We start from the raw sequence: 19,058 nt of genomic DNA on the forward strand, positions 1-19,058 counted from the left end.
GTACACCGCCGGTCCTGCCCCCGCCGCGCGCCCGAACACGGCACGGCGGGGGCAGGGCCACATCCACGGAACGACCGGGGCGACCGAGGGAGACCGGGTGAGCAACAGGAGCAAGGGCTGGGGGATAGCCGCGGCCGCCTGCGTCGGACTCTGGCTCGTCCAGAACGGCTCGGAGAACGTCACCCCGCCCGTGCCGTCGGCCGCGCAGGCCTTCGCCGCCGGGCCGAGCGTGCACACCGACGCCGCCGCCGACCCGCTGCCGCCCTCGCCGCCGGTCCGGCTGCGGATCCCCGAGACCGACGTGGACGCCCCGATGATGCGGCTGGGTCTCGCGGCGAACGGCTCGCTCGACGTGCCGCCGGCCGCCGACCGGAACATGGCGGGCTGGTACGCGGACGGCACCGCGCCCGGGGCGAAGGGCACCGCGATCGTCGCGGGCCACGTCGACAACGCCGACGGGCCGGCCGTCTTCTACACGCTGGGCGCGCTCCGGAAGGGCCACCGGATCGAGGTGGACCGGGCGGACGGGCGCACCGCCGTCTTCACGGTCGACGCGATCGAGGTGTACGCCAACAAGGACTTCCCGGACCGCAAGGTGTACGCGGAGGCCGCCCGGGCCGAGATCCGGGTGATCACCTGCGGCGGCGGCTTCTCGAAGAAGAACGGCTACCAGGGCAACGTGGTCGCCTTCGGCCACCTCATCGGGGTCCGGTAGCGGCTCAGGCCCACTGGTCGAAGGCCAGCTTCGCGACCAGCGACAGCACCACGACGAGCAGCACGCCCCGGACGAACTCGGCGCCGCGGCTCAGCGCCATCCGGGCTCCCACGGTCCCGCCCGCCAGGTTGAACAGGGCCATGACGCCCGCGAGCTGCCAGTACACGGTGCCCTGGTAGGCGAACATGGCCAGCGCGCCCGCGTTGGTGCAGACGTTGACGATCTTCGCGGTGGCGGAGGCGGTCACCAGGTCCAGGTGGAGCACCGCGGTCAGGGCCAGGACCAGGAACGTCCCGGTGCCGGGCCCGAAGAGGCCGTCGTAGAAGCCGATGCCGCCGCCGACGACCACGATCGCCGTCACGATCCGCGCCCGGGTCAGCGGCGCCCGGTCCGCCCCCTCGGCCACCGCCCCGAAGGAGGGCCGCAGCATCACGAAGGCCGCGACCGCGAGCAGCACCACCATGATCACCGGGCGCAGGACGTCGCTGCTGATCCCGGCCGCGAAGAAGGCCCCGGCCATGGACCCGGCGAGGGCGGCGAGCCCGATGCGCACCGCCGTCCCCACCCGTACGGGCGCCTTGCGCACGTAGGTGATCGCGGCCCCGGTGGTGCCCACGACGGAGACCGCCTTGTTCGTGCCGAGGATGTGCGCGGCCGGCACGTGCGGCAGTCCCAGCAGGAGCGCGGGCAGCTGGAGCAGTCCGCCGCCGCCCACCACGGCGTCGATCCACCCCGCCACGAGCGCGGCGAGGCAGAGCAGGACAAGGGTGGTCAGCGAGATGTCGGGCATGGCCGTGAGCCTAGGGAGGAGATCGTTGGCCCGTCCATCAATCGGCTGATCGTTGAGCCAGTTCTGAGCTTGCGGCGCCCTGCTCCCGGTCGGGGGCGGGCGGGGCCGCCGGGGTGACGACGGCGGTGAGCAGGGTCGCGGCGAGCGCCCCGGTGCCGAGGAGGGCGGCAGCGAGCCGTTTCCTGGCGAACTCCACGGTGGTGCGGGGGGCGCTGTGTCTAGGCATGGTCGAAGTCCTCGCTGTGGATGCGGGAGGCCGGTACCCCGGCCCGGAGCAGGGAGGCGGTCGCGGCGCGGGACATCGCGGGCGGTCCGCACAGGTAGACGTCGTGGGCGGCGAGCTCGGGCACGAGGTGGCGCAGCGCGCGGGGCGCGAGCGGGTCGAAGGCGCCGTCCGAGGGGCCGAGCAGGAAGTGCAGGGTGGCCCGCCGCTCGCGGGCGATGGTCTCCAGCTCGGCGCGCAGGACCAGCCCGGCCTCGTTCGAGGCCCGGTAGAGGAGGGTCACGTCGCCGGGCCCGCCGGGCAGGGTCTCGAAGAGGGCGCGCAGCGGGGTGATGCCGACCCCGCCGGCGAGCAGCAGCACCTTGCGGCGGGTGCGGCGGTGGGCGGTGAGCGCGCCGAAGGGGCCGGTGGCGAGGACCCGGGTGCCGGGCCGGAGCCTGCGGATGCGGCGGGTGTGGTCGCCGAGCGCCTTCACGGTGATCCGCAGGGTGTCGTCGCGGACGGGCGCGGAGAGCGAGAACGGCAGGGCGGTCGCCCAGAGTCCGCGCCGCAGGAAGCGCCAGCGGAAGAACTGGCCGGGCTCGGCCCGCAGGTGGGCCACTCCCCTGCCCCGGACGAGGACGGAGACGACCCCGGGGCCCTCGTCGCGGACCTCGGCGACCCGCAGGTCGTGGCGGAGGGCGGCGCGGACGGGGACGACGAGCCGGTACCAGACGAGGAGGACGGCGACGGTGCCGTGGGCCATCGACCAGAGCCAGCGGGTGAGGAGGCCGCCCGCGAGGTCGGGTCCCGCGAGCTGGTGGACGAAGCCGAGCGCGGCGGCGAGGAGGGCGCCGAGGTGGACCGCCCGCCAGGTCTCGTGCGGGATCCGGCGACGGACGGCGCGGGCGGAGGTGACACCGACGGCGACGAAGAGGCCGGTGCCCGCGGTGGCGGCGGCGATCGCCCCGTAGGCGAGGAGGTCGCCGGTGGCGGTGACGAGGTCGGTACGGGTGTGCACCGCGTAGCCGCAGAGGGCGAGGAGGGCGTGGGCGCCGATCAGGCCCAGGACGTACCGGCCGCCGAGGGCGTGCCAGCGGGCGAGCCGGTCGGCTCCGACGCCGTGCTCGACGGCCGGGACGCGGGCCATCAGCAGCAGCAGGACGAGGACGCCGTATCCGGCGAGGAGTCCGGTGAGGTGGGCGCCGGTCGCGAAGAACGCGTCGAGGCGGGCGGACGGCCGGGCCTGGACGCCCCACAGCAGGGCGACGGCCCCGGCCCCGGCGGCGATCGCGTTCCGCAGCCGCTCCGGGGCGAACCGCAGGGCGGGCGCGGGCGGGAGCCCGGCCGGGGGTCGCTCGGACAGTTCGACGGGCAGGGGCGAGTAGAGGGGGTGGCTGGCCTCGGTGGTCACGTCCGGCACCCTAGGGCGGCCCGTATACGGAAACGGCCTCCTTAAGGCGGCCTTGAGCCGAGACTGACCGCGCGTTAATCCCCCGGGCCTCACAGCGCCTCCCGGGCCGTACGGAGATCAGCGTTCCGTACGGGAAACAGCCGGGATGCCGACGGGTAACACCCGCCCCGCACCCTTCCCGTATGAGTTCACGGATCGTGGCGGCCGGGGCCGGGACGGCGAGGTCCCGGCCCGCCCGACGCCTGCCCGGCGAGGCTCCCCTGATCCACCCGCTCCCCCACGACGGAGGCTCCTCATGACCACCCCCACCCTCGTCCTGGTCGGCCACGGCATGGTCGGCCAGCGGTTCCTGGAGGCGCTCGCCGACCGTGGCGTCACCGGGCGGGCCAGGATCGTGGTCCTCTGCGAGGAGCCGCGCCCGGCCTACGACCGCGTGCAGCTGACCTCGTACTTCTCCGGCAGGACGCCGGACGACCTGTCGGTGGTCGAGGACGGTTTCCTCGCGCGGCACGGCATCGAGCTGTACGTCGGCGACCCGGCCGAGGCGGTCGACCGGGCGGCGCGGACGGTCACGGCCCGCTCGGGGCGGGTCTTCGCGTACGACACGCTCGTGCTCGCGACCGGCTCGTACCCCTTCGTGCCGCCCGTCCCCGGCAGGGACGCCCGGGGCTGCTTCGTCTACCGCACGATCGAGGACCTGCTGGCGATCGAGGAGTACGCGAGGACGGCGCGGACCGGCGCGGTCGTCGGCGGCGGGCTCCTCGGCCTGGAGGCGGCGGGCGCGCTCCGGGGCCTCGGGCTGGACACGCACGTGGTGGAGTTCGCGCCGCGGCTGATGCCGGTGCAGGTCGACGAGGGCGGCGGCGCGGCCCTGCTCCGCACGATCGAGGGGATGGGCCTGACGGTCCACACGGGGACGGGCACCCAGGAGGTCGTGACGGCGGACGGCGCCGTGACGGGCATGCGGCTGTCGGACGGCTCCGAACTGGCCACGGACCTGGTCGTGTTCTCGGCCGGTGTGCGTCCCCGGGACCAGCTGGCCCGTGACTGCGGCCTGGAGGTGGGCGAGCGGGGCGGGATCGCCGTGGACGAGCTCTGCCGGACCTCCGACCCGCGGGTCTTCGCGATCGGCGAGTGCGCGCTGGCGGCGGACGGCCGGGTGTACGGCCTGGTGGCGCCGGGCTACGAGATGGCGCAGACGGCGGCGGCGGTGATCGCCGGGGAGGGCGCGGGGGACGGCTTCCGGGGCGCCGACCTGTCGACGAAGCTCAAGCTGCTGGGCGTGGACGTGGCCTCGTTCGGCGACGCGCACGGCACGGCCGAGGGCTGCCTCGACGTCGTGTACGCCGACTCCCGCTCGGGCGTCTACAAGAAGCTGGTGGTCTCCGGGGACGGGGTGCTGCTCGGCGGTGTGCTGGTCGGGGACGCCGAGCAGTACGGTCTGCTCCGCCCGCTCACCGGCACGGTGCCGCCGGTGCCGCCCGAGCAGCTGGTGCTCCCCGCGGGCGCGGGCGCCCCGCCGGCGCTCGGCCCGTCCGCGCTGCCGGACGACGCGGTGATCTGCTCCTGCCACAACGTCACGAAGCGCGCGATCGGCCAGTGCGCGAGCCTGCCGGAGGTGAAGCGGTGCACCAAGGCCGGTACGGGCTGCGGCAGTTGCGTGAAGGTGATCGAGAAGCTGCTGCCGACGCCGGCCGACGAGGGGCTGTGCGGCTGCTTCCCGTACACCCGGAGCGAGCTGTACGAGATCGCCCGGACCCTGCGGCTGGCCTCCTTCGCCGCGCTGCTCGACTCGCACGGGCGGGCGGAGGCGCGGGGCGGTGAGGGCTGCGAGGTCTGCAAGCCGACGGTCGGCTCGATCCTGGCCTCCCTGAACCACGGGTACATCCTCGACGGCGAGCAGGCCTCGCTCCAGGACACCAACGACCACTTCCTCGCCAACCTCCAGCGCAACGGCTCCTATTCGGTGGTGCCGCGCATCCCCGGCGGCGAGATCACCCCGGACAAGCTGATCGTGATCGGCGAGGTGGCGCGGGACTTCGGGCTCTACACGAAGATCACCGGCGGTCAGCGGATCGACCTCTTCGGCGCCCGGGTGGACCAGCTGCCCTCGATCTGGACGCGGCTCGTCGACGCGGGCTTCGAGTCGGGGCACGCCTACGGCAAGGCGCTGCGCACGGTGAAGTCCTGCGTGGGGCAGACCTGGTGCCGCTACGGCGTGCAGGACTCGGTGCGGATGGCGATCGGCCTCGAACTGCGCTACCGGGGCCTGCGCGCCCCGCACAAGCTGAAGTCGGCGGTCTCGGGCTGTGCCCGTGAGTGCGCGGAGGCGCAGTCGAAGGACTTCGGGGTCATCGCGACGGCGAACGGCTGGAACCTGTACGTCGGCGGGAACGGCGGCGCGACCCCGCGCCACGCCGACCTCCTCGCGCAGGACCTCTCGGACGCGGAACTGGTGCGTCTGATCGACCGGTTCCTGATGTTCTACATCCGGACGGCGGACCGCCTCGAGCGGACGTCGGCCTGGCTGGAGCGCCTGGAGGGCGGGCTCGACCACCTCAGGGACGTGGTGGTGCACGACTCGCTGGGCCTCTGCGACGAGCTGGAGGCGCTGATGGCCGCGCACGTGGCCGACTACCGGGACGAGTGGGCGCAGACCCTGGACGACCCGGAGCGGCTGCGGCGCTTCGTGTCCTTCGTGAACGCCCCGGGGGCGCCGGACCCGTCGGTCCGGTTCGTGCCGGAGCGCGACCAGATCAAGCCGGACCTCACGATCCTCACGATCGGCAACCTGGAAGGGGCCACCTCCCGATGACGACACTCGAACTCTCCCTGTCCCCCGACCTGTCCCCGGATTCCTGGCTGGCGGTCTGCGAGGAGGCCCGGCTCACCCCGGGCCGGGGCGTGGCGGCACTGCTGCCGGACGGCCGGCAGGCGGCGGTCTTCCGGGACCGGTCGGGCCGGACGTACGCGATCGACAACCGTGATCCGTTCACGGGGGCGCAGGTGCTGTCCCGGGGGCTCGTGGGCTCGACGGGCGGGCGGGCGTTCGTGGCGTCGCCGCTCCTGAAGCAGCGCTTCGACCTGGAGACGGGCCGGTGCCTGGACGACGAGGGGGTCGCGGTGGCGGTGTATCCGGTGCGGACCACCGCCAAGTAACTTGACCGATCGTTCCAGATAGTCGTACGGTCCTCCCGTGGCCAGAACCAAGGAATTCGATCCGCAGGCCGCGCTCCAGGCAGCGCTCGAACTGTTCTGGGCGCGCGGCTACGAGGCGACGACGATGGCGGACCTCGTGGAGCACCTCGGCATCGGCCGCGCCAGCATCTACGCGACCTTCGGGAACAAGCACGAGCTGTACCTGAGGGCCTTGGACCGCTATCTGGAGACCCGCGAGCCGGGCCTGGTGGAGGAGCTGTCCGCGCCGGGCCCGGCCCTGCCGGCGGTGCGCGCGCTCGTCCGCCGCTTCGCCGCCGAGGCGACGGCCGACGGAGAGCGGCTGAACGGCTGCTTCGTCACCAACTCGGCGGCGGAGCTGGGACCGCACGACGCGGTGGTCGCGCGCCGGGTGGAGCTGAGCTGGGAGCAGATCGAGACGCTCCTGCACGGCGCGCTCGCCCGGGCCCGCGCCGGGGGCGAACTCCCGGACGACCGCGACCCGAAGGCGCTCGCGCGGATGCTGCTGGTCCTGCTCCAGGGCATCCGGGTGGTCGGGAAGGCGTCGAGCGACCCGGGCAGGGTCCTGGACGCGACGGAGCAGGCGCTGGCCCTGCTGGACTGAGGAAAGGGCGCCCACGGGGGGCGCCCTTTCTTCGGCCCGCATTATGGAACGTACGGTCAAGTTCAGAACGTTCGGAACGTCCAGGGGGGGGCTGGAATGTCGACGACAGGACTCGGGGAGCCGCGCGGGGCCACGAACCGCGCCCGGCCCGCCCGGCACGGCTTCCTCCTGCTCGGGGGCGTCCAGATGACGCTCATCTTCACGCTCGCCTCCCTCGCCGTCCCGCTCCCCCGCATCGGAGCCGAGTTCCGGCTCGACCGCGCCGGGCTGATCCTGCTGAGCGCCGCCTACGGGCTGACCTTCGCCGGACTGCTGCTGCTCGGCGGCCGGCTCGCCGACCGCTCCGGCGGGCGCCGGATCCTCACCGCCGGCCTCCTCGTCCTCGGCGCCGCCTCCGCCGTCGCGCCGCTCGCCCCCGACTACGGGACGCTGCTCGCCGCCCGGTTCGGGCAGGGTGTCGGCGCGGCGCTCGTCGCCCCGGCCGCGATGGCGGTGCTGCGCGCGCTCCACCCCGAACCCGCCGCCTACGGCCGGGCGATGGCCACCTGGGGCGGGCTCTCCGTGCTCGGCGCGACCGCCGGAAACCTGCTCTCCGGGGTCATCGCGGCAGCCACCTCCTGGCGCGGCACCTTCGCGGTCCCGCTGGTGGTGACGGCGGCGGCGCTGCTCCTGGCCCCGAGGCTGCTGCCCGTGACACCACCGGGCCGGGGCCGCGCCCTCGACCTGCCCGGCGCGCTGCTCGCCACCGGCGGGATCATCCTCGCCAGTTACGGCCTCGTCCTCACCGACGCCCACCCCTGGGGCTCCGCCCCGGTCCTCGTACCGCTGCTCTCCGGACTCGTCCTGCTCGCCGCCTTCGCGGCCGTCGAGCGGCGCACCGCCGACCCGCTCCTGCCGCCGGACTTCCTGCGCGACGGCCGCCGCGCCCTGGGCCTCGCGGCGATCGGGCTCACGGCGGCCGGGACGGCCACGGTCTTCGTCCTGCTGTCCCTCGCGCTCCAGCAGCAGCGCGGCTGGTCCGCGCCGCTCACCTCCGCCGCGTTCGTGCCCTTCGCGGCCGCCCTGCTCGGCTCCGGCCGGCTCGCGGGACCGCTGATCGGACGGTACGGCCCGGGGCGGGTGACCGCGGCCGGGCTCGGCACGGCCGCCGCCGGGCTCGCCCTGCTCGCCGCGACCGGCTCCGACGCCTCCGCCCCGTACGCGTACGGGCTGCTGCCCGGCCTGGTCCTGCTGCCCGCCGGCGGCGCCCTGTCCTTCGCGGGCGCCGCCGTCCTCGCCACCGACGGGGTCCCGGCGCACCGCGCCGGCCTCGCGGGAGGCGTCCTGAACACGGCGATGGAGCTCGGGCCGACCGTGCTCTTCGCCGCCCTGCTCACCCTCGGGGGCGACACGGTGTCGCTGGCGGCCGCGGCCGTCCTCTTCACCGCCCTCGCCGCCGCCACCCTCCGCACCCACTGAGAAGACACAGGGGAGTCACTCATGTCCGCACGCTTCACCGACCGCACCGTCCTCGTCACCGGAGCCGGCTCCGGTCTCGGCCGGGCCATCGCGCTCGCCTTCGCCGCCGAGGGCGCGAAGGTCGTCGTCGCCGGCCGCACGGCGGAGTCCCTCGACGGGACGGTCGCCCTGATCGAGGCCGCCGGGGGCACCGTCGCCGCGGTCACCGCCGACGTGGCCAGCGCCGAGTCCACCCGGGAACTGGTGCGGCGCACGGTCGAGCTGTTCGGCGGCCTGGACGTGGCCGTGAACAACGCCGGGGTCTTCCGGGGCGGCGGCCACAGCGCCGCCGACCTGCCGCTGGAGGACTGGCGGACGCTGCTCGACATCAACGTCACCGGTGTGCTGCACGCGCTCCAGGCCGAGGTCGCCCACATGCGGGCGAACGGCGGCGGGGCCATCGTGAACATCGCGTCCAACCTGGGCCCGCACGTCCGGATCCCCGGCGTCTTCGGCTACCAGGTCTCGAAGGCGGCGGTCTCGGCGATCACCCGGGCCGCGGCCCTGGACCACATCGCCGACGGGGTCCGGATCAACGCGGTCAGCCCCGGCGCGTCGGAGTCCACCATGTCGCTCCAGCCGGGCGAGAGCGAGGCCGAGCGGGCGGTCCGGATGAAGGAGCAGTCGCCCCTCGGCCGCATCTCCTCGGCGGCCGAGGTGGCGGCGGCGGTGCTCTACCTCGCCTCGGACGACGCGGCCTCCGCCGTCGGCACCGACCTGGTGATCGACGGCGGCGTGTCGGCCTGACCGCGGCTCGGGGCGCTCGGCCCCGGACGGCCGCCGGGTCCGGGGCCCGACCCCGGCTCGGCGTGCTCAGCCCTGGACGGCCGCCGGGTCCATCCAGAAGACCTCCCAGTGGTGGCCGTCCAGGTCGGCGAAGGAGCGGCCGTACATGAAGCCCATCTCCAGCGGCTCCTTCGCCGGCGCACCGCCGGCCGCGAGGGCGGCGTCGGCGAGCCGGTCGCACTCCTCCCGGCTCTCGGCGCTCAGCGTGACCAGGACCTCGGTGGACCGGGTCGCGTCGGAGATCTCCTTGCCCGGGGCCATGAACGACCGGAACTTGGGCTCTTCGAGGAGCATCGCGAAGATCGTGTCGCTGAAGACCACACAGGCGGTGGTCTCGTCGCTGAACTGCGGATTCGAGGCGAAGCCCAGCTTCTCGAAGAACGCCTTGCTGGCGTCGACGTCCTTGACGGGCAGGTTCACGAAGATCATCTGGGGGGCCATGGCGCTCTCTCCTCCGTCGTGCGGTGCTGTCGAGAGGTAAGACGGGCCTGCCCCTCGGAACTCATCGGTCCTCCGAGGATTCTTTTCGCTCAGGCCACGGAGCGCAGTTCCAGGGCCGCCAGCGGGACGAACCCGCCGCCCGTCCCGCCGGTGGCCGCCCCGGGCCCGGCGAGCCGGCCCATCATGGCGAGCGCGATCCGCTCCCCCTGCGCCTTGGCGCGCTCGGCCAGGGGCCCCCGGTGGAGTCCGTCGACGGCGGCGTGCCAGAGCTGGACCCAGCGGCCGAAGTGGGCGGCGGTGAGCGGCCGGGCGGCGTGCAGCGCGGCGTGCGGGGCGAAGGCGTCGCGGCCGTAGTCGGCGGTACGGAAGAGGGCGCGCTCCCAGAAGTCGGCGATGCGCGGCAGGTGGACCTCCAGGTCGGTCCCGGCGATCCGCGTGAAGAAGGGGCCGATCAGCGGGTCGGCGAAGGCGGCGCCGTAGAAGCGCCGCAGCAGCACGTCGAGGTCGCGACGGCCGCGGATGTCGGGGGTCTCGCGCAGGCCGGGCGTCTCGCGGATGTCGGGGGTCTCGCGCATGCCCCCAGTGTGCCCACCGCCGCCCGCTCCCCCAAGTGCCGAAGGTCCTTGCGCCGCCCGGCCCGTCAGCCGGGGCGCCTTCCCGCCCGGCGGCCCCGGCGCCGCCCCGTCCCCGAGGCCCCGGCGTCCGCCGTCCCGAAGGTCCCGGCGTCCGCCGTCCGGTCTTCACCGCCCGTTGAGGCCCGGTCAACTCCGTACCCCTAGGTTCCGGAAGCGCGCGACCCCGTCGCCCGACCGGTGCGGCGGGGCGGTTCCCACCCTCTCAGGAGTGAGACGTGGAGCGACGCAGTTTCCTGCGTGGAGCGGTCCTCGGCACCTCGGCCGCCGCCTTCGGCGGCAGCCTGTGGCAGAGCGCGGCCTTCGCCGCCCCCGCCCAGCCCGGCGCCGGGCCCTACGGGGCGCTCGGCGCGGCGGACGCGAACGGCGTCCAGCTGCCCGCCGGGTTCACCAGCCGGGTGATCGCCCGGTCCGGCCAGACCGTCCCCGGCACCTCGTACGCCTGGCACAGCGCCCCGGACGGCGGCGCCTGCTTCGCCGACGGCACCGGCTGGATCTACGTCTCGAACTCGGAGATCAATCCGAGCGGCGGCGCGAGCGCCGTGCGGTTCGACGCGGCCGGGACGGTCACCGGCGCCTACCGCATCCTCTCCGGCACCCGCCAGAACTGCGCGGGCGGCAAGACCCCGTGGAACACCTGGCTGTCCTGCGAGGAGGTGTCGCTCGGCTACGTCTACGAGACGAACCCGTGGGGCGGCACCGCCACCCGCCGGGACGCGATGGGCCGGTTCAAGCACGAGGCGGCGGCCGCCGACCCGGTCCGCCGGGCGGTCTACCTGACCGAGGACGAGACGGACGGCTGCTTCTACCGGTTCGTCCCCACGACCTGGGGCGACCTCTCCTCCGGCACCCTCCAGGTCCTCAAGGCCGGCACCGCCACCTCGGGCACCTTCACCTGGCAGAACGTGCCGGACCCGGACGGCTCGCCGACCACCACCCGTAGCCAGGTCTCCGGCGCCAAGCGCTTCAACGGCGGCGAGGGCTGCCACTACGCGGACGACACCGTGTGGTTCACCACCAAGGGCGACAACCGCGTCTGGCAGGTGAACCTGGCCGCCGGCACGTACGAGCTGGCCTACGACGACTCGCTGGTGACGGGCGGCGGCGCCCCGCTGACCGGGGTCGACAACATCACCGGCAGCTCCTCCGGCGACCTGTTCGTCGCCGAGGACGGCGGGAACATGGAGATCTGCCTCATCACACCGGACGACGTCGTCGCGCCGTTCCTGCGGATCACCGGCCAGTCCGGGTCCGAGATCACCGGACCGGCGTTCTCCCCGGACGGCACGCGGCTGTACTTCTCCAGCCAGCGCGGCACCAGCGGCAGCTCCTCGGGCGGCATCACGTACGAGGTGAAGGGCCCGTTCCGCGCCTAGTCACGAGACGGCCGGTCCGATCCTCGCCCGGTCATGAGGCGGCCGGTCCGATCCTCGCCCGGTCATGAGGCGGCCGGTCCGTTCCGCGCGCGGCACCGCAGGTCCATCTGCCGCTGGGCGCCGCCGAGCAGGGCGGCGCCCAGCGGTGTCAGGGTGTGCAGGACCGCGTTGCCGTGGCGGAGCGTCGCGATGAGCCCGGCCTCGCGCAGCACGCCCGCGTGCTGGCTGGCCGAGGCCAGGGACACCCCGGCCCGGCGGGCCAGCTCGCTGGTCGTCCCGCCGTCGCCGATGGCGTGCAGGACGGCCGAGCGGGTCTGGCCGACGAGCTTGGCCAGCGAGGAGCCGCCCGGCGCGCGGACGGTCGGCGTCTCGCCGTGCGTGACGGGATAGACCAGGACCGGCGGCAGCCCGGGGTCCCGCAGCACCACCGGGGTCCCCCGGCAGAAGAACGAGGGCTGGAGCAGCAGTCCCCGGCCGTCGAGGTGGACGTCCCGGTCGACCGGGTAGTCGGCCTCCAGGACGGGCGCGCGCCAGCGCAGCATCGGCGGCAGCGAGGCGAGCAGCTCCTCGGCCCCGCCGTCCAGGAGGGCCCGGCCGCGGCGGGCCCGGTCGGCCTCGACGCGGGCCCGGATGTGCGGCCAGTAGGGCTCGACGGCGGCCCGGTGGTAGCTCCGCAGGGCGCCCGTGAGCCGGTCGAAGGGCTCCGCGCCGCCGTCCGCGAGGGCGCGCAGCGAATGGGGCACGGTCCGGCCGCCGGACCGGTCGGCGGCGAGCAGCGAGAGCTCGTCGCGCAGCCGCTCCCGCTCGGTGGCGCGGATGGCCTGGAGGCCCTCGTCGAGTCCGTGGACGCCCTCCGCGGGCGTCAGGAAGTCGGGGAAGTAGCCGCGGCTGGGAACGAGCGCGGCGAGCAGCCGGGTCTCACCGCCCAGCCGCATCCGGGCGTCGGCACGCCATTCGCCGTAGACGACGGGTCCGCGCCGGTCCCTTAAACGGTGAAAGCTCAGAATCGTTTCCCACAGAACGTCCGGCCGGGCGGCCGTCCGCACCCCCGCCAAGTCGTTTCCGGTGAAATGAATCCGCAGCATGAAGGTCCCCACCTGTGCACTCGCAACCACCCCCGACATCGAGTATGCACACCATCACTGCACGTTACCAGGGTGTTTCAGCCACAGTTGAAAGGCATCGCGGCGATCGGGGCGGAACCGAAAAGCTGTACGGGTCGGGCAGGAAACCTTCAGGACCGAGGTGACGTGGTGAAGACCGTGGGGGGCTTTGCCCGTCCGGCGGCGGTCGGCGAGGTTGCGGCTCACCTGCCCGGCATCGGTAAAGGGCGCGGCCTCCGGGTGGGGATCCGGGGGTCGCGCCCGCCCCGTTCTTTGCGGCGATGAATCGAAGAGGTTCAATGCCCAATAATTCAATCGGCCGCAATTGAACATTGACTCACATCAACACGGCCGACAAACGAACAAACGACGGGACGGACACCTCCGCACAAAGGTGTCCGTCCCGTCTCTTTTTGTGAATCCGGGGCCGCCGCCCGCCGGTGAGGGTGAGAGGTAGCCGACGGCGGCCCCGGTGGCTGTGAATCCGCTGCTGAACGGGGGTTCAGGAGGACCCGGCCGTCGCTGCTGAACGGGGGTTCAGGACCCGACCCCGCCGCTGCTGAACGGGGGTTCAGGAGGGCCCGACCGCCGCTCCTGAACGCCCGTTCAGCAGGTCTCAGCGGCTGTCGCTGCCCTTGGACTCGGCCGCCGCGCGGCCCGCCTCCAGGCGCGCCACCGGGATCCGGAAGGGCGAGCAGGAGACGTAGTCGAGACCGACCTCGTGGAAGAAGTGCACCGACTCCGGGTCGCCGCCGTGCTCGCCGCAGACACCGAGCTTGATGTCGGGGCGGGTGGCACGGCCGGCCTGGACGGCGCTGCGCACGAGCGCGCCGACGCCGTCCTTGTCGATGGTCTCGAAGGGGCTGACGCCGAAGATGCCCTTCTCCAGGTACGCGGTGAAGAACGAGGCCTCCACGTCGTCGCGGGAGAAGCCCCAGACCGTCTGCGTGAGGTCGTTGGTGCCGAAGGAGAAGAACTCCGCGGCCTCGGCGATCTGACCGGCGGTCACGGCGGCGCGCGGCAGCTCGATCATGGTGCCGAGCGCGAGCTTCAGCTCGACGCCGGTCTGCGCCTGGACCTCGGCGATGACCTGCTCGGCCTCCTCGCGGACGATCTCCAGCTCCTGGACGGTGCCGACGAGCGGGATCATGATCTCGGCGCGCGGGTCGCCCTTGGCGTCGATGCGGTGGGCCGCGGCCTCCGCGATCGCCCGGACCTGCATGGTGAACAGGCCGGGGATGACCAGGCCGAGGCGGACACCGCGCAGACCCAGCATCGGGTTCTGCTCGTGCAGCCGGTGCACGGCCTGGAGCAGGCGCAGGTCGTTCTCGTGCGGCTCCTTGCGGGACTCGGCGAGGGCGACGCGGACCGACAGCTCGGTGATGTCGGGCAGGAACTCGTGCAGCGGCGGGTCGAGCAGGCGGACCGTGACGGGCAGCCCGTCCATGGCCTCGAAGAGCTCGATGAAGTCCTGCTTCTGGAGCGGGAGCAGCGCCTTCAGCGACTCCTCGCGCTCGGCGTCCGTGTCGGCCAGGATGAGGCGCTCGACGTACTGGCGGCGCTCGCCGAGGAACATGTGCTCGGTGCGGCACAGGCCGATGCCCTGGGCGCCGAAGCGGCGGGCGCGCGAGGCGTCCTCGGCGTTGTCGGCGTTGGCGCGGACGCGGAGGCGGCGGACGCGGTCGGCGTAGGCCATGATCCGGTGCACGGCGCCGACGAGCTCGTCCGCGTCGTCGGCGCCGGCGTGCATGCGGCCCTCGAAGTACTCGACGACCGGGGAGGGTACGACGGGTACCTCACCGAGGTAGACCTTGCCGGTGGAGCCGTCGATGGAGACGACGTCGCCCTCCTCGACGACCTGGCCGTCGGCCGTGGTCATGCGGCGGCGCTTGGTGTCGACCTCCAGCTCCTCGGCGCCGCAGACACAGGTCTTGCCCATGCCGCGGGCGACGACGGCGGCGTGCGAGGTCTTGCCGCCGCGGGAGGTGAGGATGCCCTCGGCGGCGATCATGCCGTCCAGGTCGTCCGGGTTGGTCTCGCGGCGGATCAGGATGACCTTCTCGCCGGAGCGGGACCACTTGACGGCCGTGTACGAGTCGAAGACGGCCTTGCCGACGGCCGCGCCCGGGGAGGCGGCGATGCCGCGCCCGATCTGCTCGACCTTGGCGTCCTCGTCGAACTTGGGGAACATCAGCTGGGCGAGCTGGGCGCCGGTGACGCGCTGGAGGGCCTCGGCCTCGTCGATCAGGCCCTGGTCCACGAGCTGGGTGGCGATGCGGAAGGCGGCCCCGGCGGTGCGCTTGCCGACGCGGGTCTGGAGCATCCAGAGCTGGCCGCGCTCGATGGTGAACTCGATGTCGCAGAGATCCTTGTAGTGGGTCTCCAGCGTGTTCATGATGTGCATGAGCTGGTCGTACGACGTCTTGTCGATGGACTCGAGGTCGGCCAGCGGCACGGTGTTGCGGATGCCGGCGACGACGTCCTCGCCCTGCGCGTTCTGGAGGTAGTCGCCGTAGACGCCGGCGTGGCCGGAGGCGGGGTCGCGGGTGAAGGCGACGCCGGTGCCGGAGTCCGGGCCGAGGTTGCCGAAGACCATCGAGCAGACGTTGACGGCGGTGCCGAGGTCGCCCGGGATGCGCTCCTGGCGGCGGTACAGCTTGGCGCGGTCGGTGTTCCAGGAGTTGAAGACGGCCTCGATGGCGAGGTCCATCTGCTCGCGCGGGTCCTGCGGGAAGTCGCGGCCGGTCGCGGTCTTCACGATCTTCTTGAAGTGCTTGACGACCTTCTTGAGGTCGGCGGCGTCCAGGTCGGTGTCGCTGGCGACCTTCTTCGCGGCCTTGGCCTCGTCGAGGGCCTCCTCGAAGAGCTCGCCGTCGACGTCGAGGACGGTCTTGCCGAACATCTGGATGAGCCGGCGGTACGAGTCCCACGCGAAGCGCTCGTTGTCGGCCTGGCGGGCGAGGCCGGTCACCGACTCGTCGGAGAGGCCGATGTTGAGGACGGTGTCCATCATGCCCGGCATGGAGAACTTGGCGCCCGAGCGGACCGAGACGAGAAGCGGGTCGTCGGCCTGGCCGAGCTTCTTGCCCATCCGGCGCTCAAGGGCGTCGAGGTGCGCGCTGACCTCGTCGCGGAGCTCGACCGGCTCCGAGCCGCTCTCGAGGTAGACCTTGCACGCCTCGGTGGTGATCGTGAAGCCCGGAGGCACCGGGAGGCCGAGGTTGGTCATCTCGGCGAGGTTGGCGCCCTTGCCACCGAGCAGGTCCTTCAGGTCCCTGTTGCCCTCGGTGAAGTCGTAGACGAACTTCTGATCATTGTTTTCCGACACGGGTCCCGACTCCTCGATGACTCGGTTGGCTGCCCTGACGGCGAGGAACATACCCAGATCGAAGGCTTCTGGGGAGGTACGCCTACCGGTCACACGGTCTTAACCACCCGTCCGCCAGCACTTCGAAAGTTACCGAGCCGAAGATTCCGGTTTCACGGCCCGAAGGCCACATGACCCAATCCAGCCCCAACCCGCTCACATGAGCGCCCAATCGAGCACTTGCGTTCAACTCTTGAACACAAAAGGGGTGGCACTCAGTGCCACCCCTTCAGGCTGTGCAGCTATCCGTAACCTGCTCATCTGAGCACCACCCTCCTCAAGGGTGGCGAGGATCACTCCCCCGGAGGGGTCGGATCTCAGCCGCCGGACGTGTCCAGCTCGGCGTCCTCGCTGATCCCGGAGCAGTCGTAAGGGTCCTTCAACCAGCCATCCGGCAGGACAACTCGGTTGTTTCCGGACGTACGACCCCGGGGGCCGTCCGCACCCACCGGCCACGCCTGGTCCAGGTCGAGCTCGCTCAACTGAGCGCGCAGCTCGTCCAGGGAGGAGGTGACGGCGAGCTTCTTGCGCATCTCGGAGCCGACCGCGAAGCCCTTCAGGTACCAGGCCACGTGCTTGCGGAAGTCGATGACACCGCGTGCCTCGTCGCCGAGCCACTCGCCGAGCAGCCGCGCGTGCCGCACCATCGCGTCCGCGACCACGCGCAGACCCGGCTGTGCGTACTCCCCGGTGCCCTCGAAGCCCGCCACGAGGTCCCCGAAGAGCCAGGGGCGGCCCAGGCAGCCGCGGCCCACGACGACGCCGTCGCAGCCGGTCTCCCGCATCATCCGCAGCGCGTCGTCGGCGGACCAGATGTCGCCGTTGCCGAGCACCGGGATCTCCGGCACGTGCTCCTTGAGCCGCGCGATCGCGTCCCAGTCGGCCGTGCCGCCGTAGTGCTGGGCGGCGGTCCTGCCGTGCAGGGCGATGGCGGTGACGCCCTCCTCGACGGCGATCCGGCCGGCGTCGAGGAAGGTGATGTGGTCGTCGTCGATGCCCTTGCGCATCTTCATCGTGACCGGGAGGTCACCGGCGTTGCCCACGGCCTCGTTCAGGATCGCCCGCAGCAGCGGGCGCTTGTAGGGCAGGGCGGAGCCGCCGCCCTTCCGCGTGACCTTGGGGACCGGGCAGCCGAAGTTCAGGTCGATGTGGTCGGCGAGGTCCTCGTCGACGATCATCCGCACGGCCTTGCCGACCGTCACGGGGTCGACGCCGTAGAGCTGGATCGAGCGCGGCTTCTCCGTCTCGTCGAAGCGGATGAGCTGCATCGTCTTCTCGTTGCGCTCGACCAGGGCCCGCGTCGTGATCATCTCGCTCACGAACAGTCCCTTGCCGCCGCTGAACTCACGGCAGAGGGTACGGAAGGGGGCGTTGGTGATGCCGGCCATCGGGGCGAGCACCACCGGCGGCTGCACGATGTGCGGCCCGATGGCGAGAGGGGTGAACGCGGTCATTCGGCCATTGTCCCGCACTGCGGAAGTTCTTAGACAGCCATACGATCCGCACATGCCAGAGCTCACACGCGGCCGCCGCCTCGTCGTCCTCGCGATCTGCTGCATGAGCCTGCTGATCGTCAGTCTGGACAACACCGCGCTGAACGTCGCCCTGCCCGCCATGCGCGAGGATCTCGGCGCCACCGTCGCCGGCATGCAGTGGACGATCGACGCCTACACCCTGGTCCTCGCCTCCCTGCTGATGCTCGCGGGCTCCACCGCCGACCGGATCGGCCGCCGCAAGATCTTCGTGACCGGCCTGGCCGTCTTCGCGCTGGGTTCGCTGCTGTGCTCCCTGGCGCCGAACCTGGAGGCCCTGATCGCCTTCCGCGCGGTCCAGGCCGTGGGCGGGTCGATGCTGAACCCGGTCGCCATGTCGATCATCACCAACACCTTCACGGAACCGGCCGCACGCGCGCGTGCCATCGGGGTCTGGGGCGGGGTCGTCGGCGTCTCCATGGCGGCGGGACCGCTGGTGGGCGGGGTGCTGGTCCAGTCGGTCGGCTGGCGGTCGATCTTCTGGGTCAACCTGCCGGTCGCCCTCGTCGCCCTGCTCCTGACCCTGCGGTACGTCCCCGAGTCCCGCGCGCCCCACCCCCGGCGCCCGGACCCGGTCGGCCAGCTCCTGGTGACGGCGCTCCTCGCCTCGCTGACGTACGCGATCATCGAGACCGACCCGCTCTTCGCCGCCTTCGCCGCCGCCGCGCTCGCCGGTCTGCTGTTCTACGAGCCCCGGCGCCGCGAGCCCCTCATCGAGCTGCGCTTCTTCCGCAGCGCGCCGTTCAGCGGGGCCACCGTCATCGCGGTCTGCGCGTTCGCCTCGCTCGGCGGCTTCCTCTTCCTGAACACGCTCTACCTCCAGGACGTGCGCGGGCTCTCCCCGCTCGACGCCGGGCTGTGGATGCTGCCGATGGCCGGCATGACCTTCGTCTTCGCCCCGCTGTCGGGACGCCTCACGGCGGCCCGGGGGCCGCGTCCCTCGCTGCTGCTCGCGGGGGCGGCGATGACGGCGGGGCCGCTGCTCTTCGCGGCGTTCTCGGCCGAGACGGACGACGCCCTGCTCCTCACCGGGTACGTGGTCTTCGGCATCGGCTTCGGCCTGGTGAACGCCCCCATCACCAACACCGCCGTCTCCGGGATGCCCCGGGCGCAGGCCGGGGTGGCGGCCGCGGTGGCCTCGACCAGCCGGCAGGTGGGGCAGACGCTGGGCGTCGCGGTGATCGGCACGGTCCTGGCGGCGGGGTTCGGCGCCGTGCCGGACGCGGACGCGTTCGTGGCGGCGGCCCGGCCCGGCTACTGGATCATCACGGGCTGCGGCTTCGCCGTGCTGGTGGTCGGGGCGCTGACGAGCGGACCGTGGGCGCGGCGGACGGCGGAGCGGACGGCCCGGTGCCTGACGCCGGAGGAGGGCCGGGAAGGGCCTCAGGCGACAGCCGGGGCGTCGGCCTCCTGAGCCTCAGG

The 19,058-nt window shown here is 72.9% G+C and carries 16 protein-coding genes; 8 read left to right on the forward strand and 8 right to left on the reverse strand.

Annotation, left to right across the window (positions count from 1 at the left end; translation table 11 throughout):
* Positions 1 to 97 precede the first annotated feature (97 nt).
* Positions 98 to 715: a class F sortase gene (locus ACFYXU_RS10240; RefSeq protein ID WP_329855266.1), complete on the forward strand. Its 618-nt coding sequence runs from the start codon at positions 98 to 100 to the stop codon at positions 713 to 715.
* Positions 716 to 719: 4 nt separating this feature from the next.
* On the opposite strand, the gene ACFYXU_RS10245 is transcribed toward ACFYXU_RS10240, so the two are convergent.
* From ACFYXU_RS10245 to ACFYXU_RS10255, 3 genes are read right to left on the reverse strand one after another with little or no spacing between them, the layout of a single operon-like run.
* The gene (locus tag ACFYXU_RS10245) at positions 720 to 1,505 is read right to left on the reverse strand and encodes a TSUP family transporter (RefSeq protein ID WP_361404631.1); all 786 of its coding nucleotides are present in this window, start codon (positions 1,503 to 1,505) and stop codon (positions 720 to 722) included.
* Between the two features lie 37 nt (positions 1,506 to 1,542).
* A complete protein-coding gene (locus ACFYXU_RS10250) occupies positions 1,543 to 1,731 on the reverse strand; it encodes a hypothetical protein (RefSeq protein ID WP_329855264.1) in 189 nt (62 codons plus the stop codon).
* Positions 1,724 to 3,130 carry a ferric reductase-like transmembrane domain-containing protein gene (locus ACFYXU_RS10255; RefSeq protein ID WP_389457275.1) on the reverse strand — a complete coding sequence of 469 codons (1,407 nt, stop codon included), beginning with the start codon at positions 3,128 to 3,130 and terminating at the stop codon, positions 1,724 to 1,726. Before ACFYXU_RS10255 ends, ACFYXU_RS10250 begins: the two co-directional genes overlap by 8 nt.
* A 286-nt stretch (positions 3,131 to 3,416) precedes the next feature.
* Between ACFYXU_RS10255 and nirB the strand changes: the two genes are divergently transcribed.
* The 5 genes from nirB to ACFYXU_RS10280 all read left to right on the forward strand — a co-directional run bounded on the left by nirB (position 3,417) and on the right by ACFYXU_RS10280 (position 9,146).
* Positions 3,417 to 5,936, forward strand: a complete 2,520-nt coding sequence (gene nirB / locus ACFYXU_RS10260) for a nitrite reductase large subunit NirB (RefSeq protein WP_389457277.1) — start codon at positions 3,417 to 3,419, stop codon at positions 5,934 to 5,936.
* A complete protein-coding gene (gene nirD, locus ACFYXU_RS10265; protein ID WP_376508674.1) occupies positions 5,933 to 6,280 on the forward strand; it encodes a nitrite reductase small subunit NirD in 348 nt (115 codons plus the stop codon). The genes nirB and nirD overlap by 4 nt, the downstream gene beginning before the upstream one ends.
* Before the next feature lie 37 nt (positions 6,281 to 6,317).
* Positions 6,318 to 6,902: a TetR/AcrR family transcriptional regulator gene (locus ACFYXU_RS10270; RefSeq protein WP_376508676.1), complete on the forward strand. Its 585-nt coding sequence runs from the start codon at positions 6,318 to 6,320 to the stop codon at positions 6,900 to 6,902.
* Positions 6,903 to 6,998: 96 nt separating this feature from the next.
* Positions 6,999 to 8,360 (forward strand): MFS transporter, encoded by a 1,362-nt coding sequence (locus ACFYXU_RS10275; RefSeq protein ID WP_389457279.1) that lies wholly within the window; start codon positions 6,999 to 7,001, stop codon positions 8,358 to 8,360.
* A 21-nt stretch (positions 8,361 to 8,381) separates the two neighbouring features.
* Positions 8,382 to 9,146 (forward strand): SDR family oxidoreductase, encoded by a 765-nt coding sequence (locus ACFYXU_RS10280; RefSeq protein WP_329855259.1) that lies wholly within the window; start codon positions 8,382 to 8,384, stop codon positions 9,144 to 9,146.
* A 66-nt stretch (positions 9,147 to 9,212) separates the two neighbouring features.
* Here ACFYXU_RS10280 and ACFYXU_RS10285 read toward each other — a convergent pair whose 3' ends face one another.
* Together ACFYXU_RS10285 and ACFYXU_RS10290 are read right to left on the reverse strand one after the other, a co-directional pair.
* The gene (locus tag ACFYXU_RS10285) at positions 9,213 to 9,626 is read right to left on the reverse strand and encodes a VOC family protein (protein WP_361404613.1); all 414 of its coding nucleotides are present in this window, start codon (positions 9,624 to 9,626) and stop codon (positions 9,213 to 9,215) included.
* Between the two features lie 89 nt (positions 9,627 to 9,715).
* A complete protein-coding gene (locus ACFYXU_RS10290; protein ID WP_389457281.1) occupies positions 9,716 to 10,201 on the reverse strand; it encodes a group III truncated hemoglobin in 486 nt (161 codons plus the stop codon).
* A gap of 275 nt (positions 10,202 to 10,476) precedes the next feature.
* On the opposite strand from ACFYXU_RS10290, the gene ACFYXU_RS10295 reads away from it, so the two are divergent.
* Complete coding sequence (locus ACFYXU_RS10295) at positions 10,477 to 11,634, forward strand: PhoX family protein (protein WP_389457283.1); 1,158 nt, start codon at positions 10,477 to 10,479, stop codon at positions 11,632 to 11,634.
* Positions 11,635 to 11,696: 62 nt separating this feature from the next.
* Here the strand turns inward: ACFYXU_RS10295 and ACFYXU_RS10300 are convergent, their stop codons facing one another.
* The 3 genes from ACFYXU_RS10300 to dusB all read right to left on the reverse strand — a co-directional run bounded on the left by ACFYXU_RS10300 (position 11,697) and on the right by dusB (position 17,558).
* Positions 11,697 to 12,719, reverse strand: a complete 1,023-nt coding sequence (locus ACFYXU_RS10300; RefSeq protein WP_389457285.1) for a DUF5937 family protein — start codon at positions 12,717 to 12,719, stop codon at positions 11,697 to 11,699.
* 634 nt (positions 12,720 to 13,353) lie between these two features.
* Complete coding sequence (gene ppdK / locus ACFYXU_RS10305) at positions 13,354 to 16,065, reverse strand: pyruvate, phosphate dikinase (protein WP_376508686.1); 2,712 nt, start codon at positions 16,063 to 16,065, stop codon at positions 13,354 to 13,356.
* Positions 16,066 to 16,421: 356 nt separating this feature from the next.
* A complete protein-coding gene (gene dusB / locus ACFYXU_RS10310; RefSeq protein ID WP_329855253.1) occupies positions 16,422 to 17,558 on the reverse strand; it encodes a tRNA dihydrouridine synthase DusB in 1,137 nt (378 codons plus the stop codon).
* Positions 17,559 to 17,610: 52 nt separating this feature from the next.
* Between dusB and ACFYXU_RS10315 the strand changes: the two genes are divergently transcribed.
* Positions 17,611 to 19,050 (forward strand): MFS transporter, encoded by a 1,440-nt coding sequence (locus tag ACFYXU_RS10315; protein WP_389457287.1) that lies wholly within the window; start codon positions 17,611 to 17,613, stop codon positions 19,048 to 19,050.
* Positions 19,051 to 19,058: the final 8 nt, after the last annotated feature.

This window comes from Streptomyces sp. NPDC002232 (assembly GCF_042890295.1).
GTDB lineage: Bacteria > Actinomycetota > Actinomycetes > Streptomycetales > Streptomycetaceae > Streptomyces.